Here is a 19,238-nt window from a genome sequence, read left to right as displayed (position 1 = left end):
GGGGCCGGTCCGGCCCGCTCACGGGCACCCGGATCACCGGAAGCCGGAAGCCGGACGCCGCGTCCGGGACGGGTGGGCCGGGCGGATCCTGCGGGGACGGCCGTTCCCGTCGGTCGTCCGGGCCCGGTTCGACGGCCGGGAACGCGGCGTCGCCCCCGCATCCGATCGGCGCCCACGGGTGGAACCGGGTGCACCGCTCCGACGTCTGTGCAGGGGTTTGCGCGAGATTACGAACAACCGGGGGAGCACCGATGGCGGATTTCACCATGGACCGGAGGGCCTCGAGGGCCCGTGGCCGGCACCTCGACCAGGCCGGTCACGGGCCGGAGACGGCGGGCGGCGAGCTCCGGAATCCGCCGGGATCCGGCCCCGAGGAACCGTTCGCCCGCCGGGCCGCCGATGTGGCGGGCGGGCTCCGGCGGCGACGGAGAGCGCGATGAGCGGCCTGACCCGGAACGCGACGGCCATGGCGGCCGCTGCCGTGCTCCTGCTGGCGGCAACGGCCTGTGGCTCGTCCTCCGCGCACCGGCCGGCGATCGTCGTCAACCTGCCCGAGGCCCAGATCGCGGACCACCGGGCGGTGTTTCCGGAGAGCGAGATGCAACTCTCCGTCGGGCAGGCCTTCACGGTGTCGGAGACGCGCGGGGCCGTTTCGCACGCCTGGTACTTCACCAGCCCGGGCGACGCGCACGTCATCCGGAACGGCGCCGAGGTGGCCAGGAGCACCTGCTCCGGCCCGCCGCCAGCGGCCGGCTGCCCCGCGCAGGTCACCACCGCCCATACCGCCGTCGGTGCCGGCACCACCACGCTGACCTGGACCTATCGCGACACTGTGGCCTGCGAACGGCCGCAGGAGCCGGGAGAGCGCTGCGTCCTGGCCACCAAGACCGTCCGCGTCACCGTGCGCTGAACCGCTTCCCGCTTGCGACGGATCCGGGAGCGGTATGACGGAGGTGAGGGGCCGTCGAGCGGGAGGAGCGGTAGATGAGCGGCGCGGGCCGGACGGGGGCATGGGTGATGGACCGGGGGCTGCGGTGGGTGGCACGCGAGGTGCCGGAGCCGGGGCCGTACGGAGTGGTGGTGGAGGTCTCGGTGTGCGGGGTGTGCCGGACCGACCTCCACCTGGTCGAGTGGGACTTGCCGACGCACCTGCCGGAGTGCACGCCGGGCCACGAGATCGTCGGCCGGGTGGTCCGGGCCGGGCCCCGGGTGACGGGGGTGGTGCCGGGGGACAAGGTCGGGGTCGCCTGGCTGGCGCGGACCTGCGGGTTGTGCCGGTTCTGCCGCACCGGGCGGGAGAACCTGTGCCCGCACTCCCGGTACACCGGCTGGGACCTGCACGGCGGGTACGCCGGTCTCACCGTGGCCGACAGCCGTTACGTCTACCGGCTGCCGCCCGGCATCCCGGACGAGGAGTTCGCGCCGCTGCTCTGCGCCGGCATCATCGGGTACCGCGCGCTGGAGCGGGCCGAACTGCCGCCAGGGGGACGGCTCGGCATCTACGGCTTCGGCGCCTCCGCGCATCTGACCGCGCAGCTCGCGCTGGCCCGGGGTGCGAGGGTCCACGTCTTCACCCGGGGCGAGGAGGCGCGGCGGCTGGCGCTGGAGCTCGGCGCGGCGTCGGCACAGGAGGCGTACGCGGGCTCGCCCGAGCCGCTGGACTCGGCGATCCTGTTCGCGCCGGTCGGGGCGCTGGTGCCGGTCGCGCTGGAGGCGCTGGATCGGGGCGGGACCCTGTCGATCGCCGGGATCCACCTCACGGACGTGCCCGTGCTCAACTACCGGCGGCACCTGTTCCAGGAGCGGACGGTGCGCAGCGTCACCGCCAACACCAGGGCGGACGGCCGGGCCTACCTGGCCGAGGTGGCCGCCCACCCGCCGGTGGTGCACCTCCAGCGGTACGCCATGGCCGAGGCGGCCGAGGCGCTCGAGGACCTGGCGGCCGGCCGGTTCACGGGTGCGGCGGTGCTGCTGAACGACGGCCGGGCCGGGGCGGGTCGCGAGTCGTGACGTCTGAACGGCCGCCGGGGCGGGTCGGATGGCCGGGTTGCGGTGCTTGAACGGCGGCCGGGCCGGTCAGAAGGCGGAGTTGTAGCGCTCCAGGTAGGCGGCGAACTGGGCGATGTCCGCGTCGTCCCAGTCTGCGAGGCGGTCGAAGAAGGCGGCGCGGCGGCGTTCGTAGGCCACGCGCATGGCCTCCAGGCCGGTGGGGGAGGGGCGCAGGATCTGGCCGCGGTGGTCCTCGGGGTCGGTCTCGCGGACCAGGTAGCCGAGCTTCTCCAGGGCGCCGACCTGGCGGCTGACCGTCGACTTGTCGAGCATGAAGTACGCGGCCAGATCGGCACCCCGGCAGCCGCCGCGCTCGGTCATCAGGTCGAGCATGCTGAAGGCGACCAGGGACAGCTCGGGGTGCAGCTCCGCAGCCCGGCTGCGGGCGCGCCGGGCGAACGCGGTGAGCTCGCGCTGGATCGACCGGAGGGATTCCTCGCGGGAGGAGGACTGGGATTTCTCGTTCACGGTTGTATAGTACATCCAGATGGGTTGCATTTACCAACCTTTTTGCCCTGATAGTTGCATTTACCAACTTGGTTCCCTGGCTTGGCCTGCCGACTTGGTTTCCCGACTTGACGGGTCGCTTGTGAGACGGACGAGAAGGACCGCACGGACCATGACCACTACCCACCGGGCCGCACGCACCGGTCCCACCACCGCGCCGACCGCTGCCGGGCAGAGCACCCCGGGCCTGCGCCGAAGCCTCCAGCACATCGCCGTGCACCTGCTCACCCCGCTGCTGATGTGCCTGGGCATGGCGCTCGCCTACCAGGGCGCCTTCCACCAGCCCGAGCCGCACCATCTGAAGGTCGCCGTGGTCGGCACCACACCGCAGGTCCAGGTGCTGGGCCAGACCGTCAAGGACCGGGCCGGCGACGGCCTCGACGTCACCACGCTGCCCGACCGGCAGAGCGCCGAGCAGCAGCTCCGCGACCGGGAGCTGGCCGGGGCGTTCGTCCCGAGCCCGAGGCACCCTGAACTGCTGGTCGCCAAGGCCGGTTCCGACACCTCCGCGATCGCCGCCGAGACGGTCTTCCAGACCGTCGCGAGCAAGCAGGGCGCACCGCTCGCCGTCACCGACGTGGCGCCGCTCGCCGCCGGCGATCCGACCGGCCAGGGGATCTTCTTCCTGCTGGTCGCGTTGAGCATCGGCTCGTACGGCAGCGTGGCGGTGATCGGCGCGGCGGGCGCGGCGGTGAGCACGTGGGTCCGGGCGCTGGTCGGCCTGGTGACCTCACTGGCGGTCAGCGTGATCGGGATCGCCACCGCGGGCCCGCTGTTCCACGTCGTCGACCACCACCGTGTCGCGGTCTGGGCGCTCGGCTGGCTGTACTCGGCGGGCATCGTCGCGGTCGGTACCGGCCTGCACACCTTCCTCAAGCGTTGGACCACGCTGACCCTGATGGTGCTCTTCGTGATGCTCAACTTCACCACGTCCGGCGGGATTTACGAGCCCGAGCTGCAGAACGGCTTCTTCGGTGCGCTGCACTCCTTCTGGAACGGCGCCGGGTTCGTGGAGGGCGCGCGCAGCATCCTCTACTTCGACGGCGGCGCGGGACTCGGCGGCCGGGTGCTCTCGCTGGCGCTGTGGTTCGCGGCGGGCCTGGTGATGCTGGCCGTCGCCGGCGTCCACGAGCGTCGGCAGCGGGCGGCGTCGGCCCCGGCGGCCCGGGTGCCGCTGGAGCGGGCGCAGGCCGATGAGCTGGACTCGAAGGTCGCGGAGGAAGAGGAGGAGATGGCGGAGGCGGTCGGCGTCTGAGTTCCGAACCGGCCCGGCAGGCGGCCCTGCCGTCCGGCCGGGCCGGACGGGGTGGCGCGGGCGACCGTCCGGTCGGGGTGCTCTAGCCGAGCGGGAGGCGGGCCACCAGGAGGGCGCCGCGGGGGGAGGGCTCGGCGGTGAGGGTGCCGCAGTGGTGGGCGGCGATGTCGCGGGCGATGGCGAGGCCGAGGCCGGTGCCGCCGTGGTCGCGGCTGCGGGCGTCGTCGAGGCGGGTGAAGCGTTCGAAGACGCGGTCGCGGTCGGCGTCCGGGATGCCGGGGCCGTCGTCGCGCACCTCCAGGACGGCGGTGCCGTCGGGGCCGGTGCGCAGGGTCAGCCGGATCTCTCGCTCGGCGTGGCGCTGGGCGTTGTCCAGCAGGTTGGTGAGCAGCCGGGTGAGCCAACTGCGGTTGCCGGTCACGGTGATGTCCGGCTGGAGCTCGGTCCGGACGGTGATCCGGTCGCCGTGGCGGGCGGCGACGGTCGCCCGGCAGAGTTCGGCCAGGTCGAGTGGGTGGGTCTTGACGGGGTCGGCGGCGTCCATCCGGGCGAGCAGCAGCAGGTCGGAGGCCAGGTCCTGGAGGCGGACGGTGTCCTCGAGCGCGTCCTTGACCAGGTCGGGCCAGAGCGCCGGGTCCGGGTGGGCCATGGCGACCTCGAGCTGGGTGCGCAGCACGGTGATCGGACTGCGGAGTTCGTGTGAGGCGTCCGCTATGAACTGGCGCTGGCGGGCGCCCGCTTCCTCCAGCCGGTCCAGCGTGGCGTTCATGGTGCGGGCCAGGCGTGCGATCTCGTCCTCGGCGGCCGGGACCGGGACCCGGCGGTGCAGCCGGTGCTCGGTAATGTCGGCGACCTCGGCGCGGATCGCCTCGACCGGGCGCAGCGCCCGGCCGGTGACCCACCAGGTGACCCACGCGACGGTGCCGAGCAGCAGTGGCAGGCCGACGGCGAGCGCGGCCTTGGTGATCTCGTCGGCGGCGTCGGCCGCGCGCAGCGAGGTTCCGGTGTAGATGGTGAGCGGGCCGGTGGGGGTGGGGGTGGTGACGGCGACCAGGCGTTGGTCGTGGTCGTCGTCCACCGGTTCGCCGGACCAGGTGGTCCGCAGGGTGCCGTCGGCCGGGCGGAGGTCGGTCACGGGCGGCTTGCCCGCCAGGTTCTGGCTGGCGGCCACCACCCGGCCGCTCGCGTCCACGGCCTGGATGAAGTCGGCTCCGTGGGCCAGCGGCACCAGGTCGGGCAGCCGGCCCTGGGCGGCCAACTGCGCGACGGTGTCGGCCTGTTGGACGGCGGCGCGCTCGGCGTTGCGGCTCAGGTTGGCGTGCAGGATGGCGAGCAGGGCGAAGGCGCCCGCACCGAGCGCGACCGCGGCGACCGCGGTGGCGCCGACGGTCGCCCTGGCCCGGACGGAGGCGGGCCACAGGCGGCGGAGGGTGCGCAGGACGCGCAGGACGCGCGGGAGGTTCAGGCGGATCCTCGGCACCGGGTCAGCCTCGCGAGCGCGGCGAAGCGTGCGCGCGGTTGTCTGCACGGGTGTGGGCCTCGGCGTGCGGGTCGCCGGAGCGGCTCTCCGTGCGTGTACGGGCCTCGGCGTGCGGGTTGCCGGAGCGGCTCTCCGTGCGGGGTTCGGCCCGGCTGTCCGTGTCCCGGTGGGATGCCTTCCGGCCGGTGAGGAGCTCAGCCACCGTCGGCCGCCAGGCGGTAGCCGGCACCGCGGACGGTCTCCAGGGCCGAGCGCCCGAAGGCCGTGTCGATCTTGCGGCGGACGGCACTGACGTGCACCTCGACGAGATTGAGGTCCGCCTCGAAGGCCGAGTCCCAGACCTGGTCCAGGATCTCGCGCTTGGGCACCACCTCGCCGGCCCGGCGGGCGAGGTACTCGAGTACCGCGAACTCCCGTGCGGTGAGCCGGACGTCGGCCCCGTTCCGGGTGCAGGAACGGCGCGCCGGGTCGATCACCAGGTCGCCGAGGGCGAGCGTCTGCGGGAGGCGGCGGCCGGTCCGGCGGTGCAGCGCCCGCAGCCGGGCGACCAGGACCACGTACGAGAACGGCTTGGAGAGGTAGTCGTCGGCGCCGGTGTCCAGTGCCTCCGCCTCGTCGTACTCGCCGTCCTTGGCGGTGAGCATCAGGATCGGCGTCTCGTTCCCGGCCGCACGCAGGCGGGCGCAGACCCGGTAGCCGTTGAGCCCGGGCAGCATGATGTCGAGCACGATCACGTCGTAGTCGCGTTCGACGGCCAGCCACAGCCCCTGGTTCCCGTCGTGGGCGACGTCCACGGTGAAACCCTCGGCCTGCAGACCCCGCTGCAGGGCCTGGGCCAGCCGCTTCTCGTCCTCCACCACCAGTACGCGCACGCGGTCCAGGGTCGCACACCGGTTTCGGTGGCGGCTGAAGCGGTCTTCAGGATGCTTCAGGCTGGCTTCAGCAATGCGTGGCCATGCTGAGCGCCGTTGCGGCCGGCGAGGGGCCGGCAGCCGTGAGGAGGAATGCCAGTATGTCCCAGTCCGTCCCCCCGGAGTCGTTCGATTCCGCCGAGACCCCCGCGACCGGCGAGGCCGCGACCAAGGCGTCGCTCCGGGACCGGTACCTGCGGCTGCCGAAGCGCCGCCGTCCCCGGCTGGTGGCCCTGGGCGCGGCGGTGGCCGTGCTGGGTGTCGCCGGTGTCGGTGCCGCCGCGGTGGTCCACCACGGGATGGAGCACGAGGGCGGCCGGCACGGCCACTTCGCCGCCGGGCACGAGCACGCGGGGCGTGACGGCGAGGGCAAGGATGGCGAGAGCAAGGGCGGCGAGGGCAAGGGCGGCGGGCGTTCGCACGGCCACGACCACGGGTGGACCGGCCAGGGCGGCCAGGACGGAGCCGGCCGTGACGGCGCCGGCTACGGTGGCGAGCCGGCCGACCTCGCGCCCGCGCCGCTCCCGGCCGTCCCGGCGGACCAGGCACTCGCCAAGGCCGTCGCCGCCGTCCCCGGTGGCAAGGCGGACACGCTTCGGGCGGTCGGCCAGCAGGGCGGCGGCAGCGCCTGGGCGGTCGAGGTGCTCGGTCCCGACGGCGTGCGCCACCTGGTCACGATCGACGGTGCGGCGGGCTCGGTGACCGGCAACACCATCGTCTCCCCGGAGGCGGGCAGCCACTGACCTGCCCCCATCAGCCGCCGGGCCCCTACGCCCGGCGACGCCCCAGCCCCCCGGTGCGCGGTACCGGGAGGATCCACCCGGCCCGCCGCACCCCCCGGAGCGGCCTCCCCGTCGCTGCGGCGGGCCGGGTGGGTGCGCCCGTCGGGCGACGGGCGCATGTGACCGGTGACCGGCGACCGGCGACCGGCGAGCGCCCGCCGATGCCCTGCACCCATCGGCGGGCGCAGGCGCTCACGCCTGGAGCGACTCCAGGAACTCGCGGACGGCCCCGGCGAAGCCCACCGGGTCGCCGTCGTGGACGAAGTGGTCGGTGTCCAGAGCGACGTGCTGGGTGCCGGGCCGGCGTTCCGCCATGGCTCGCGCCAACTCGCCGTCGACACAAGGCAGTCGGGTTCCGGTGACCAGCAGCGCCGGGCAGTCGCCGGCCAGCCACTCGTCCCAGTGGTCACCGTGCACCTGCTCCTCGGAGGAGACGGTGTCCTGCGGATGGAAGGGCAGGCGCCAGCTGCCGTCGGGGAGTCGGCGCAGATTGCCGCCGATCATCGGCCCCGCCACCGGGCCGAGCGCGTCCAGCAGGGCCTCGCGGGTCGGCGCCGTGTAGGGAAAGCCGAGCACGAAGGCGAGCGGGCTCGGGCCCCCGGTCGGGATGGCGGCCGCACCCTCCTCGTTGATCAGCGCGCTGACCAGGTGCGGGTGCCGGGCGGCGAGCTGGTACGCGGTGATGGCGCCGCCGGAGTGGCCGAGTACGGGGAGCGGTCCGAGCCCGAGGTGTTCGATCAGGGCGACGACATCCGCTATGTAGCCCTCGCGGGAGTAGTCCGCCGTCCGGTCCGAGTCGCCGTGGCCGCGCAGGTCGGGGGCGATGATCCGCCACTGCGGGGCCAGTGCGCGGGCCAGCGCGGCGAAGGTCCGGCCCTCCGACAGATGGCCGTGCAGCGCGAGCAGCGGGCGGCCGGGGCCGCCGAAGTCGAGGTAGGAGAGCCGGCGGCCGGCGAGGTCCAGCTCGGCGCGTACGTGGTCGATCGGCTGCGGTGCTGCGGTGTGGCTCATGATTTCCCCCCGGTGTCCGGTGTCGGTTCCCGTCCGTGCCGCAACCGTAGCGGCGATTTGGGCAAATGCGCAAGGCGCCTGCCTAAGACGAATGTCTGATGCATCTGTGCGACCTCCCGGGTATCATCCGGGCCATGGGAAACCGTGAGGATCTACTCGCCGGGGCCAAGCAGTGTCTGCAGGGCAAGGGCTATGCGCGCACGACCGTCCGTGACATCGCGTCGGCCGCCGGGGTCAGCATGGCCGCCATCGGTTACCACTTCGGCTCCCGGGAGGAGCTGCTGAACGCCGCCCTGCTCCAGGCCATCGACGAGTGGGGCATGGAGATCGGCCGCGCGGTGGCCGGAGCGGTGGACCCGGCCGCCACCCCGGCCGAGCAGTACGAGGCCACCTGGGCGCAGATCATCCGGACCTTCGACACCCATCGCGTGCTCTGGGTCGCCAGTGTCGAGGCCTTCGTCCAGGCCGAGCACTCGCCGGGGCTGCGCCGGCAGATCGCCGCCGGCCAGGCCGAGGGGCGGCGGGGCGTGACCGCAGGGTTGCTGGGCACTCCCGAGGACGCCGTCCCGGAGACCGCGACGCGCACCCTCGGGGCGGTGCAGATGGCCCTGCTCTCGGGGGTCATGATGCAGTCGCTCACCGACCCGGACGGCGCACCGTCCGCCGCCGAGATCCTGGCGGGCCTACGCGCTCTGGTCGCCGTCCTCGAGCGGGGCCAGGCGGACCAGGACTCCTGACGGGCTGTCGGAACCGCCTCGGCGTACCCGGAACTCCGCGAGCCGGCAACGCAGTTGGCCGTCGCCGTGCAGATGCCCACCGTCCGGGCCGGCCGGCAGATCGATGCCGTGCAGCAAGTCCAGGGCCCAGTAGGGCAGTTCGTCCCAGACGAGACCGTCGTCGGCGAGCCAGCGCCCGGCCCAGCGGTCGGCCTCGTCCCGGCTCAGCCGGCCCTCGACGAGGGCGGTGAAGCGCGCCTCGATCTCGTCCAGGTCCGGCTGGCCGCCGGCACCGGTCGTCGGGGTGGCGGTGCTCCGCGCGGGCCGATCGCCCTCGGTCACCGGGCTCGGAGAGCGGCCAGGTCCAGCTCGCCGACCACCTGGTCGCCGCTGGTCTCCCCGGTCAGGCGGAATCCGAGCCGCCGGTAGAACTCGCCGGGCCCGTGCTCGCCCGGCGCCCAGGTCGTCGTCACCCGGGTCTGCCCGCGCCTGCGGATCTCCTCGCACACCGCCTCCACCGCGAACCGGCCGTATCCGCGGCCCTGTTCACCGGCGGCGATGTTCAGTCGCCAGAGCCCGGACCTGGGCACGTCCTTGGGATCGTCCGGATCGAAGCGGACGTCGAAGAAGGCCATCACGAAGCCCACCAGCCGCTCGCCGTCGAAGACCAGCCGGGGCCAGGCCGTCTCCGGCTGCGCGTACGCCTCGGCCAGCGACCGGGCCACCGGGGCCACCAGCCCCTCCTGGTCGGGGCGCACCCGCAGGCTGCAGGCGGCCTCCACGTCGTCCGGGGTGATCTTCTTCAGACGGAGGGAGGAACTCATGCCCGGCACCCTATCGACCGCCTCCGAGGACTGCGACAAATCAAGCGCCCGCCCGCGAACCGGTGCTTCCCGGCCGTCCCTGAGCGGGTTTCAGCCAGCCCTCCTACTGCGGGGCGGCACCGGCGGCACCTGCGACACCGGCGCTGGACAAGGAACTTCAGGCCGCGCTGGACGGCGCAGTGGTGCGCCGGGCCCCGTCCCACCGTCGGGGACGGGGCTGCTCGCCATCCGGTCAGGCCGGCGGCAGGCCGAGTGCGGTACGGGTCTCACCGACCAGGCGGAGTGAGCCAAGCACCACGATCAGGCCGTCGGGACCGGCGAGTTCGGCGGCCCGGCGCAGTGCGGCGGCGGCGTCCGGGGCGGTGACGGAGGAGGTTCGCCGGCCCGGGGCGAGACGGGCCCGCAGGGCGTCCGGGTCGGCCGCCTCGGCGGCCCCGGTGCGGGTGATGACTACGGGCCAGTGTTCGGGCAGCGGGGCGAGCATGCCGTCCACGTCCTTGCCCCGCATCGCGGCGAAGACCAGCACGGTGCGCCCGCTCCCGCGTTCTGCCTGCCGCAGGATCTCCGGGGCGACGGTGGCGACGCCCTGGGGGTTGGTGGCACCGTCGAGCAGCACCCGGCCCGTCCAGTCGTCCAGCCGGGCCTCGGTGAGGAGTTCGAGCCGGCCGGGCCACCGGGTGGCGGCCAGTGCCCTACGCAGCCGTTCGTCGTCGAGGTCCTGGACGTGCCCGCGGTCGGCCAGCGCGTCCACGGCCGCCACCGCCAGGGCCAGGTTGTGGTGCTGGTGCGCGCCGGGCAGCGGGCAGGGCAGGCCGCGGTGCACGGCGCGCGGGGTGGTGACGTCGACCAGCGGCCCCGAGGCGTCCGGGGCGGGGTGGACGGTGTACCGGATCTCCTGGTCCATCCGCCACACCGACAGGCCCGCCCGCTTGGCGAGCATCCGTTCGGCCGCTTCGGCCGCCTCGGGCGGGATCCGGCCCAGGACGGCGTGTTCACCGTCGCGCACCACTCCGACCTTGGCCTCTGCGATCAGGGCCAGGGAGTCGCCCAGCAACTCGGTGTGGTCGAGTGCGATCCCGGTGACCACCTTGACGTCGAGGTCGAGGAACCTGGCTGCCGCCCAGCGCCCGCCGATGCTCGCCTCGGCGACCGCCAGCTCCACCCCGGCCCGTCGGAAGTGCGCCGCGGCGGTCGCCGAGCACATGCCCGACGCGGTGACGGGAAGGCCGTGCCGGCCGATCGCCTCGCGGACCTCGGTGAACGCCGCCGTGTACTCCTCGCGGGTGACCGGAACGCCGTTCACCCGGATCCGTTCCCGGGGCTCCTGCAGATGCGGGCTCGGCATGCTGCCCGCGCGCGCCCCGGTCGAGGTCAGCGCCGACACCGCGAACGCGCTGGTCGAGCCCTTGCCGTTGGTCCCGACCACCAGCATCCCGCGCAGCTCGCGCTCCGGGTGGCCGAGCGCCCCGAGCAGCGCCGGAAGGTTCCGGAACAGCGCCTCCCGCTCCTCGGGACGGTATCCGTAGAGCTCCGTGAGGCGATCCGCGCAGTCCTGGTAGTCCATGGGCGGAATCATTTCACCGAAGGCCGGGCGGCAGCCGGTGGTTGGCCGATCCGCCCGGCAACTGCGCGACGTGCGACCGGTGTTCGAGCGCGGCGCCGACGTGCACCGGGACCGGCCGGCGACAGGGAGCGCGACGCCGCGGGCAGTTGCCGGCCGGTCCAAGCTATCCGTCCGCCGCCCGCTCCAGTCGCAGGCGGCGGATCGGCTTCGAGGCGATCCCCGCAACTCCGGCCGCGCACACGGCGGCTGCGCACAGCGCGGTGGCCGTGACGGCGCCCGCGGTGTCGGCGAGGGCGCCGAGTGCGTTGTTGGCCAGGACCAGTGCCAGGCTCTGTACCAGGGTCAGCAGCGCCTGCACCCGGCTCAGGTGGGTCGCCGGGACGTTGGCCGGTACCAGCGGGCCGATGTGGCAGGCGAACATTCCGGAGCCCGTGCCGACCGCGACCCCTCCGAGCACCGCGACCGCGGCGGTCGGGGCGGTGGCCAGCGCCGCGGTGCCAAGCGCGGCCCCGCACAGACCGAGCGCCGCGCCCACGCCCACCCGGTTCACGGTGCCGCGCCGTGCGACCAGAAGCGCCACGGTGAGCGTTCCGAGGCTCTGGCCGCCGGCGACCAGCCCGGCGCTCCCGGCGCCCCAGCCGTGTTCGCGGGCCAGTAGCGGGTTCAGCAGCGACACCACCGGGAGCAGGAAGCCCGCCGCCACCGCCGTCAGCAGCAGCGCGGGCCGGAGCACCGGGTCCGTGGCGGCGAGCCGTACGCCGTCGACGGCCGCCGTGAGCAGGTTCCCCTCCCGGGACGGGGGTTCGGCGTCGGCGCCCGGCCGGATCCGGAGCAGCACCGCGAGAACGAGCGCGAACGTCACCGCGTCGATCGCGGCGGCCCCGGTCAGCCCGGCGGCCGCGACCAGTACCGCGCCGAGCGGCGCCCCGAGTAGCGAGGCGACCTGGCCGCCGGCCTGCCGCAGGGCCAGCGCCCGAGGCAGCTGCGGCCGCGCCACCAGGCGGGCGGGCATCGACGCGCTGGCCGGGAGGTAGAACGCGTCGACCGTCCCGATCACGGCGGCCACCGCCGTCAGCAGCCAGGGCGACGGAGCAAGGCGCGGGCCAGCCAGTGCAAGCAGCACCGTCACCGCGAGCATCACGGCATCCCCGGCGATCATCACCCGTCGGGCACCGAACCGGTCGCCGACGGCGCCGCCCAGCAGCAGGAGCACGGTGCGCGAAAGCGTGATGCCGGTCAGCACCAGCGCGCCCGTCCCGCCGCCGTGGGCGCTGGCCGCCCAGCCGAGCGCGAAGTACAGGACCGCGTCCCCCACCAGCGAGGCCCGGGTACCGGCCAGCCAGACGAGATACGCACGAGGAAGGGCCGCCCGGTCCGGGGCGGTCCGGGCGGTTTCGAGAGTTACCATGGCCGCCGACCGTAGGGCCCTCGACCTGGTCGAGGGCAACCGCTCCGGCCAGCCGGGGCGGAGCCGGCGGACAAGGGCGCGGAGCCGACCGGTCCCGGACCGGGCGCGGGGCCCGGCTGCGGAGCCGCCGTCAGCGGCGCGCCGCCGACGGCAGGACGAGCAGGGCGTTGCCGACCGGGCGTTCACCGGTCGGGTCGGAGGGACGGCCGACCAGGCCGGTGCGGGCGGTGTACATCGCGGAGGAGCCGCCGCCGTCGAGGTTCATCGCGTCGGTGGCGCCGAAGGCGCGCAGCACCCCGGCCTCCTCGTCCAGGGAGAGACCCTGGCTGTAGCCGGGCCGGCGGCCGTCGGCCTGGAACAGGATGATCCGCCCGGCGCGGTCGGTGCCGATGGCGGTGCGCGGGTTGCGGCGCACGCCCCAGCCGTAGAAGTAGGACGGATCACCGGGGTGGACCAGGCCGTCGGCGACCGGGCGGATGTCCGGGGTGCCCCCGGTGAGCAGCTTCGGGCCGCCCGCGATCACGGAGTCGTCCGGGCCGAAGCGGACCTCGTGCCCCTGGCCGTCGGTCACCGTGCCCTCCAGGGAGACGCGGCTGCCCACCGGTAGGTTGCCGGTGAGCCAGTCGGCCTCGGTGCCGATCGACTGCACCACGGTGTCACCGGCCGGGACCGGCCTGCCGTCGCGCGGGCCGACCGAGACCACGGTCCCGGCGGGGTCGAGGACCGCCTGGGCGCCGGGGCCGGCCGGGGGAGCGGAGCCGTACTCGGGGGTGAGGACGACGGTCTCGTCCGGTTTGGTGCAGGTGACGTCCATCAGGGGTGCGGGGCTGGGCCGGTCGCCGGGCTGGCCGCAGTTGGGGATCAGGCCGGGGGAGCGGTTGAGGCCGGCCACGGTGTGGGTACCGCCCCGCAGGCGGAGCAGGAGGGTGGTGCGCAGCCCGGTGAACTCGACCCGTCTGCCGCCGTCGCGCAGGATCGCGGCGATCCGCCCGCCGGTCGCCTCGTGGAGCAGCCTCCCGTGTTCGACCACGGCGCCGATCGGCTGGCCGGGTGCCCCGGCGGCCGGGTCCATGACGAAGTAGCCGCCGTTGACCGCCGCCAGCGCGCCGCCCAGCGCGGCGAGTTCGGAGGTGGTGCGGCGCCCGGTCTGGCTGTCGCCGTGGAACTCCTCGATCCGGCCGGTGAACCGGTGCGGGTCGATCACCAGCTCGTGCAGCACCCAGGGCCCGTCGGTCTGGGTCCGCTCGCCGCCGCTGAACGTTCCGACGCCCTTGAAGCCCAGCGGCTTCAGCTTCTTCACCAGCGCGTTCGCGCCCGCCGGGTCGGGGAAGCGGCCCACCTGGACGGTGAACCCCTGTGTTCCGGCCGGGAGGTCGGCGTAGGCCGGGTTCCTCTCCTCGACCACCGACGGCCGGTAGCCCGCCGCGGTCAGCCGCGCCGCGACGGCGGTGGCCGCGTCCCTGGTGCCGAGCACCGAGGACGGGGCGTCCGGGTCGGGTGAGGGCGGCAGTTCACCGGCCGGGATCGCCACGTCCACCGTCCAGTGGTCGCCCGGCGCGACCCGGCCCCGGACGATCGTGGTCAGCGCCACCCCGGCGGCCAGCCGCTGCGTGCTGCGGGTCTCCGGCAGGTCCTTCGACCCCAGCGGCAGGCTCGCCGCCAGGTCCGCGCGGCCCGTGTCCACCGCCGGGCCGGGCTGCGCCGCACCCATGGTGAACGGCGCCACGGCCACGAGCAGTCCGGCCAGCGCGGCCGCGCGCGGTCGAGTCCGTACGGCCATGTCCTCCCCCTCAAGTGACGCTTCAGTGACGGCCGGCCGCTGCCCTGCCACGGCCTGACCGCAGCCTGACAAGCGGCCGGGTACGCCCACCACCGTGCGGGGATGAACGGCGCCCGAGCACTGGGTGTCGGCTTACCGCCGCCGGGCCGGCGGGCCGGGGTGGGGACGGACCCGGATCGCGAACAGCGCGATCAGTACGGCGAGTACGGCGAAGATCAGCCCCGCGGTGAACGCGCTCGCGATGCCGTGCACCAGGACCTGCTGGGCGTACGGCGCGGGCAGCCGGCCGGTCGCCCGGAACTGCGCCGACTGCAGCGGGGTGCCGTTGCGCAGCAGTTCGACGGCCTGCCGGACGGCCTCGTGGCGGCTTGCCGTGCCGAAGACGGTCACCAGGATGGACAGGCCCAGCGAACCGCCCACCTGCTGGGTGGCGTTGAGGGTGCCGGTGGCCGCCCCGGTCTCGTACGGGGCCACTCCGGAGACGGCGGTCAGCATCATCGGGACGAAGAGCGAGCCCATGCCGAAGCCGAACAGCAGCGTCGGGCCGAGCACCCCGTCGGCGTAGCCGCTGGTGGGGGATATCCGGGTGAGCCAGAGGACCCCGCCCGTCACCAGCAGCGCGCCGGTGACCTGGAACGGCTTGGCGCCGAAGCGCAGTTGGTTGCGGGCCGCGGTCTGCGCGGCGATCACGATCGCCACGCTGATCGGCAGGAAGGCGAAGCCGGCCCGGAGCGGACTGAACCCGAGGACGTCCTGCACGAACAGGGTGATGAAGAAGAACACACTGAACATCGCGGCGGCCAGGGAGAGCATCATCGCGTAACTGCCGGACCGGTTCCGGTCACGGAACAGGTGCAGCGGCGTGATCGGCTGCGCGGTGCGCCGCTCGTGCAGCAGGAAGTACGGCAGCAGCACCAGCGCGGCGGCGAACGCGGTGAGCGTCCAGGCGTTCGTCCAGCCGTGCTCGGAGGCGCGGATGAAGCCGAACACCAGACAGGCCGTGCCCAGGGTGGCGGTGAACGCGCCGACCAGGTCGAAGTGACCTGGGCGCCGCTCGGACTCGTTGATGTAGAGCGGGGCCAGCAGCGCGATGGCGATGGCGATCGGCACGTTGACGAAGAACACCCACCGCCAGGACAGCCAGGTGGTGAGCATGCCGCCCGCCAGCACCCCGATCGCACCACCGCCCGCCGCCACCGCCGAGTACACCCCGAAGGCGCGGTTGCGGGCCTGCCCCTCGGCGAAGTTGGTGGCGATCAGCGCGAGCGCGGTGGGCGAGGCGATGGCGGCGCCCACGCCCTGCAGCGAACGCGCGGCCAGCAGCCAGGTGGCGGAGCCGGCCACACCGCCGAGCAGCGAGGCGAGACCGAAGAGCAGCACGCCGACGGTGAACACCCGGCGGCGGCCGAGGATGTCCCCGGTGCGGCCGCCGAGCAGCAGCAGGCCGCCGAAGGTCAGTGTGTATGCGTTGACCACCCAGGAGAGTTCGGTGGTGGAGAACGCGAGGGCCTGCTGGATGTGCGGCAGCGCGATGTTCACGATGGTGATGTCGAGCACCACCATCAGTTGGGTGGCGGCGATCACGGTGAGGGCGATCCCTGGGTGCCGGCCGCGTCTCGCACGTGCGGGAGGAGCCTTTGCCAGGGCGGCTGAAGAGGCCATGGCGGTCCCCTGGGGACTGGGAGTGAACGACGGCGTTCACTAGAATCGAGAGTAGCCGCCGTGCCGTCGGCGGCACAACGGTTCATTACCGACATCTACCCTGCGGTCCCGGCCCGGATGCCGCAGCCCGCAGAGTCTGCCCCGCGGAGCCCGTCCCGCCTGCGTGCACGGGTGCGCCCGTCCCGGACGGTCGTTGGTGTCCCGGCCCGCACGGGCATCCCGCATGGGTGCTGGGAGTGCTGGGAGGTGCAACCACCGTGCCGCAGCAGGCCGAACCTCATGGGCGGCCGGCCGGCGCCCCGCTCCGGCGGCGCGGCCGCGAGCTGGAGAGCGCCATCTTCGAGGCCGCCCTCGGCCGCCTCACCGCCGCCGGCTACGCCGGGCTCACCATGGAAGGGATCGCCGCCGCCGCGCAGACCGGGAAGGCCGCCCTCTACCGGCGCTGGCCCTCCAAGGAGGAACTCGTCCTGGACGCGCTGCGCGCCTCGCTGCCCCCGGTCGGCCCCGCGCCCGACACCGGCAGCCTCCGCGCCGACCTGGTGGAACTGCTCGCCCGGATGCGGGCCGTGATGCTCTCCGAGCCGGGCGCCGCGGTCCGGGCGATCATCGGCGAGGCCGATCGCGAACGGGCGTGCGCCTTCCTGGAGCTGGTGCTCGCCCGGGTGGTGGACCCCACGGTCCGGGCGATCGCAGAGATCCTCGGCCGCGGTGTCGCCCGTGGCGAGGTGCGGCCCGGGGCCGTCACCCCGCTGGTCGCGGACGTCGCCCCGGCGTTGCTGCTGTACCGGGTCAAGCTGGGGCGCGGCGCGTTCTGCGAGGCCGACGCCGAGGCCGTCGTGGACGAGGTGCTGCTGCCGATCGTCCGCCCGTGACGCGAGCGGGTCGCCGCGGTTGCTCAGGGCCGGGTGACCGACAGCGAGTGGCAGGTCCAGGAGAGCGGATCGTTCTGCCCGGGGCCCGGACGCGGGTGGTAAGTGCCGTCGCTCACCGAGAGGTTCACGATCAGATAGGCGCTCCAGGCCGTGCCGACCCCGCGCCCGTCGGCGAAGACCCGCACGCCGTTGACGTACCAGACGACCGACCGCGCGCCGAGCACCACCCGCAGGTCCACGGTGGCTCCGGGGGCGACGGCACCGGTCGGGTCGGTCCAGTAGCTGTGGCCGCCCCGGACGTTGTTGGAGAGCTCCAGCAGGCTTGGGTTGTCCGGGTGGTACTCGAAGGCGTCCACCTCGTTGCCGCCGCCGCGCCAGGTCCAGATCGCGGGCCAGGCGCCGAGCCCGGTCGGCAGGGTGACCCGGGCGTCGAGGGTGTCGCCGGTGCGGACCTGGAAGGCGTCCAAACTGCCCTCGGTGGTGAGCAGGTTGCAGTCCCACAGGCCGTCGGTGCGGCGGGAGGCGGTGAACCGCCCGTCGGGACAGTAGCGGTCGACCAGGTGGTCCAGCTTGTGGTCGCCGCGGTTGGTCGGACCCATCCGCGGATAGGCGCTGGTGCGGCCGGCGACCCACTGCCGCGCCGATCCGAAGTCGGCCCGGAACACCACCTGGCCGGCGGTGGCCCCGGCCTCGTCCCCCCGGTTCTCGTCCGGCCGGTCCTCGGCCTGACCGGCTTCGACCTGCCCGAACCAGCGGGACCACCACCGCTGGCACCGTGCCCGAACCATTCGCCACGGCCGCATCGACATCACCTTCCGTGAATGGTTGCTCACGTCGAGTGGTGTACCCTCGGATGGCCCAGTCGATGCGGAGCCCTCCGGTCCGGCGGGTGACCGTATCGCGGGGCGCGACCTCGACTGATGGCCGCGGGTGGGTGGCACGGGGCGTCGTGGGCGCACGACGTGGCCCGATGCGGCACAACGCGGCACAACACGGTCCGACCCGGCGTCGGGAGGCCCGCCGCGGCGGACGCCCCGACGCCCGGTCGGCGCGCCGTCAGGACGCCTGGGCGCGGTCCACCGCTTCGAGGGCGCCGACCAGGGCCGACAGCCCCTCCTCGGCCTCCCCCTCGCTGAGCGTGAGCGGCGGCGCCATCCGCAGCGTGTTGCCGTACAGCCCGCCCTTGCCGATCAGCAGCCGGCGCTTCCTGGTCTCCTCCAGCGCGGCGGCGGCCAGCGCGGGGCTCGGCCGGCCGCTGTCCGGATCGACCAGGTCGAGCGCGAACATCAGGCCCTTGCCCCGGACCGCGCCCGCCACCGAGAGCTTCTCGGTCGCCGCCCGCAGGCCGCTGATCAGTTTGCCGCCGAGCCGGTGGGCGTTGGCCTGGAGGTCGTGGTCCAGCAGGTAGTCCAGGGTGGCGGAGGCGGCCGCCGTCGACAGCGGGTTGCCGCCGAAGGTGGAGATGCCGTTGGCCGGGAGGCCGTCCAGCAGGTCGCCCCGCGCCACCACGCCGCCGATCGCCAAGCCGTTGCCCAGTCCCTTGGCGAAGGTCATGGCGTCCGGTGTCACCCCGTGGGCCTGGATGCCCCAGAACGTCTCTCCGGTGCGGCCCCACCCGGTCTGCACCTCGTCCGAGATCAGCAGGATCCCGTACTCGTCCAGCACCTGCTTGAACTCGCGCAGCAGCCCGTCCGGTGCGGCGGTGAACCCGCCGACGCCCTGGATCGGTTCGACCAGCAGGCAGGCGACGTCGGTGGCGGTGGCGGTGGCCAGGCAGCTGCGCAGATCCTCCACGCAGAACCGCCGGTACTCGCTCTCCGAGAGGCGCGGGAACCGCTCGCGGTCGGTGCCGTGCAGATAGTGCACGTTCAGCGGGGAGAGCGAGGAGTTCTTCCAACTCCGGTTCCCGGTGACGGCGGTGGCGGCGTACGAGCGGCCGTGGTAGCTGTTGCGCAGGGCGAGCACCTGGTCGGAGCGGCGGGCGTGGGTGGCCAGCAGCAGGGCCGTCTCGTTGGCCTCGGTGCCGGAGTTGGTGAAGAAGACCTTGGCGTCCGGGATGCCGGAGATCCGTGCCACCTTCTCCGCCAGCTCCACCTGGGAGCGGATCAGATACAGCGTGGAGGTGTGGACGACGCCCGTCCGCAGCCGCTGCTCCACCGCCTGGCGCACCTCGGGGATGTCGTACCCGAGCATGTTGGTGAGGATCCCGCCGAAGAAGTCCAGGTAGCTCACCCCGTCGGCGTCCTGGACGCGGCACCCCTTGCCGCTCACCAGCTCCAGCGGGCTGTCGTAGTAGAGCGCCAGCCAGGCCGGCAGGACTGCGCGGTGCCGATCCAACAGTTCCGACATGTCAGGTCTCGCTCTCCTCTCGGGCAGGCGAACCGACCCATCGGGCAGGCCGTGCCGCGATGTTACCC

The 19,238-nt window shown here is 74.0% G+C and carries 18 protein-coding genes; 6 read left to right on the top strand and 12 right to left on the bottom strand.

Going from position 1 to position 19,238, the window contains the following annotated elements:
- Window positions 1–436 precede the first annotated feature (436 nt).
- Window positions 437–910 carry a hypothetical protein gene (locus ABD369_RS09750; RefSeq protein WP_344635877.1) on the top strand — a complete coding sequence of 158 codons (474 nt, stop codon included), beginning with the start codon at window positions 437–439 and terminating at the stop codon, window positions 908–910.
- 74 nt (window positions 911–984) lie between these two features.
- A complete protein-coding gene (locus ABD369_RS09745; RefSeq protein WP_344635876.1) occupies window positions 985–2,010 on the top strand; it encodes a zinc-binding alcohol dehydrogenase family protein in 1,026 nt (341 codons plus the stop codon).
- A 66-nt stretch (window positions 2,011–2,076) separates the two neighbouring features.
- On the opposite strand, the gene ABD369_RS09740 is transcribed toward ABD369_RS09745, so the two are convergent.
- Window positions 2,077–2,517, bottom strand: a complete 441-nt coding sequence (locus tag ABD369_RS09740; protein WP_344635875.1) for a MarR family winged helix-turn-helix transcriptional regulator — start codon at window positions 2,515–2,517, stop codon at window positions 2,077–2,079.
- Window positions 2,518–2,668: 151 nt separating this feature from the next.
- On the opposite strand from ABD369_RS09740, the gene ABD369_RS09735 reads away from it, so the two are divergent.
- Window positions 2,669–3,811: an ABC-2 transporter permease gene (locus tag ABD369_RS09735; protein WP_344635874.1), complete on the top strand. Its 1,143-nt coding sequence runs from the start codon at window positions 2,669–2,671 to the stop codon at window positions 3,809–3,811.
- Between the two features lie 82 nt (window positions 3,812–3,893).
- Here the strand turns inward: ABD369_RS09735 and ABD369_RS09730 are convergent, their stop codons facing one another.
- Together ABD369_RS09730 and ABD369_RS09725 are read right to left on the bottom strand one after the other, a co-directional pair.
- Complete coding sequence (locus ABD369_RS09730; protein ID WP_344635873.1) at window positions 3,894–5,291, bottom strand: sensor histidine kinase; 1,398 nt, start codon at window positions 5,289–5,291, stop codon at window positions 3,894–3,896.
- Window positions 5,292–5,485: 194 nt separating this feature from the next.
- Entirely contained in the window at window positions 5,486–6,163 is a 678-nt protein-coding gene (locus ABD369_RS09725; protein WP_344635872.1) for a response regulator transcription factor, read from the bottom strand.
- A gap of 140 nt (window positions 6,164–6,303) precedes the next feature.
- On the opposite strand from ABD369_RS09725, the gene ABD369_RS09720 reads away from it, so the two are divergent.
- A complete protein-coding gene (locus ABD369_RS09720) occupies window positions 6,304–6,945 on the top strand; it encodes a hypothetical protein (protein ID WP_344635871.1) in 642 nt (213 codons plus the stop codon).
- 231 nt (window positions 6,946–7,176) lie between these two features.
- On the opposite strand, the gene ABD369_RS09715 is transcribed toward ABD369_RS09720, so the two are convergent.
- Window positions 7,177–7,995 (bottom strand): alpha/beta fold hydrolase, encoded by an 819-nt coding sequence (locus tag ABD369_RS09715; protein WP_344635870.1) that lies wholly within the window; start codon window positions 7,993–7,995, stop codon window positions 7,177–7,179.
- A 134-nt stretch (window positions 7,996–8,129) separates the two neighbouring features.
- Here ABD369_RS09715 and ABD369_RS09710 point away from each other — a divergent pair, with 134 nt between their 5' ends.
- Window positions 8,130–8,732, top strand: coding sequence for a TetR/AcrR family transcriptional regulator (locus ABD369_RS09710; RefSeq protein WP_344635869.1), 603 nt, complete (start codon window positions 8,130–8,132; stop codon window positions 8,730–8,732).
- On the opposite strand, the gene ABD369_RS09705 is transcribed toward ABD369_RS09710, so the two are convergent.
- From ABD369_RS09705 to ABD369_RS09680, 6 genes are all read right to left on the bottom strand, one after another.
- On the bottom strand, window positions 8,679–9,053 hold the full coding sequence (locus ABD369_RS09705; RefSeq protein ID WP_344635868.1) for a hypothetical protein: 375 nt from the start codon (window positions 9,051–9,053) through the stop codon (window positions 8,679–8,681). The genes ABD369_RS09710 and ABD369_RS09705 overlap by 54 nt on opposite strands.
- A complete protein-coding gene (locus ABD369_RS09700; RefSeq protein WP_344635867.1) occupies window positions 9,050–9,535 on the bottom strand; it encodes a GNAT family N-acetyltransferase in 486 nt (161 codons plus the stop codon). Before ABD369_RS09700 ends, ABD369_RS09705 begins: the two co-directional genes overlap by 4 nt.
- 232 nt (window positions 9,536–9,767) lie before the next feature.
- Window positions 9,768–11,099 carry a bifunctional folylpolyglutamate synthase/dihydrofolate synthase gene (locus ABD369_RS09695; RefSeq protein ID WP_344635866.1) on the bottom strand — a complete coding sequence of 444 codons (1,332 nt, stop codon included), beginning with the start codon at window positions 11,097–11,099 and terminating at the stop codon, window positions 9,768–9,770.
- A 163-nt stretch (window positions 11,100–11,262) separates the two neighbouring features.
- Window positions 11,263–12,507, bottom strand: a complete 1,245-nt coding sequence (locus ABD369_RS09690; RefSeq protein ID WP_344635865.1) for an MFS transporter — start codon at window positions 12,505–12,507, stop codon at window positions 11,263–11,265.
- Between the two features lie 130 nt (window positions 12,508–12,637).
- Window positions 12,638–14,287: a phosphodiester glycosidase family protein gene (locus ABD369_RS09685; protein WP_344635864.1), complete on the bottom strand. Its 1,650-nt coding sequence runs from the start codon at window positions 14,285–14,287 to the stop codon at window positions 12,638–12,640.
- A gap of 132 nt (window positions 14,288–14,419) precedes the next feature.
- Window positions 14,420–15,949 carry an MFS transporter gene (locus tag ABD369_RS09680; RefSeq protein ID WP_344635863.1) on the bottom strand — a complete coding sequence of 510 codons (1,530 nt, stop codon included), beginning with the start codon at window positions 15,947–15,949 and terminating at the stop codon, window positions 14,420–14,422.
- Between the two features lie 257 nt (window positions 15,950–16,206).
- Here ABD369_RS09680 and ABD369_RS09675 point away from each other — a divergent pair, with 257 nt between their 5' ends.
- On the top strand, window positions 16,207–16,821 hold the full coding sequence (locus ABD369_RS09675) for a TetR-like C-terminal domain-containing protein (protein ID WP_344635862.1): 615 nt from the start codon (window positions 16,207–16,209) through the stop codon (window positions 16,819–16,821).
- Window positions 16,822–16,844: 23 nt separating this feature from the next.
- Here ABD369_RS09675 and ABD369_RS09670 read toward each other — a convergent pair whose 3' ends face one another.
- Both ABD369_RS09670 and ABD369_RS09665 read right to left on the bottom strand, forming a co-directional pair.
- The gene (locus tag ABD369_RS09670) at window positions 16,845–17,624 is read right to left on the bottom strand and encodes a beta-glucanase (protein ID WP_344635861.1); all 780 of its coding nucleotides are present in this window, start codon (window positions 17,622–17,624) and stop codon (window positions 16,845–16,847) included.
- 253 nt (window positions 17,625–17,877) lie between these two features.
- The gene (locus tag ABD369_RS09665; protein WP_344635860.1) at window positions 17,878–19,170 is read right to left on the bottom strand and encodes an aspartate aminotransferase family protein; all 1,293 of its coding nucleotides are present in this window, start codon (window positions 19,168–19,170) and stop codon (window positions 17,878–17,880) included.
- Between the last annotated feature and the right edge of the window lie 68 nt (window positions 19,171–19,238).

The sequence above is a fragment of the Kitasatospora cystarginea genome (assembly GCF_039533515.1).
Classification (GTDB): Bacteria; Actinomycetota; Actinomycetes; order Streptomycetales; family Streptomycetaceae; genus Kitasatospora; species Kitasatospora cystarginea.
Note: the sequence above shows the minus strand (reverse complement) of the source record. Positions and strands in the feature narration are given on the sequence as shown.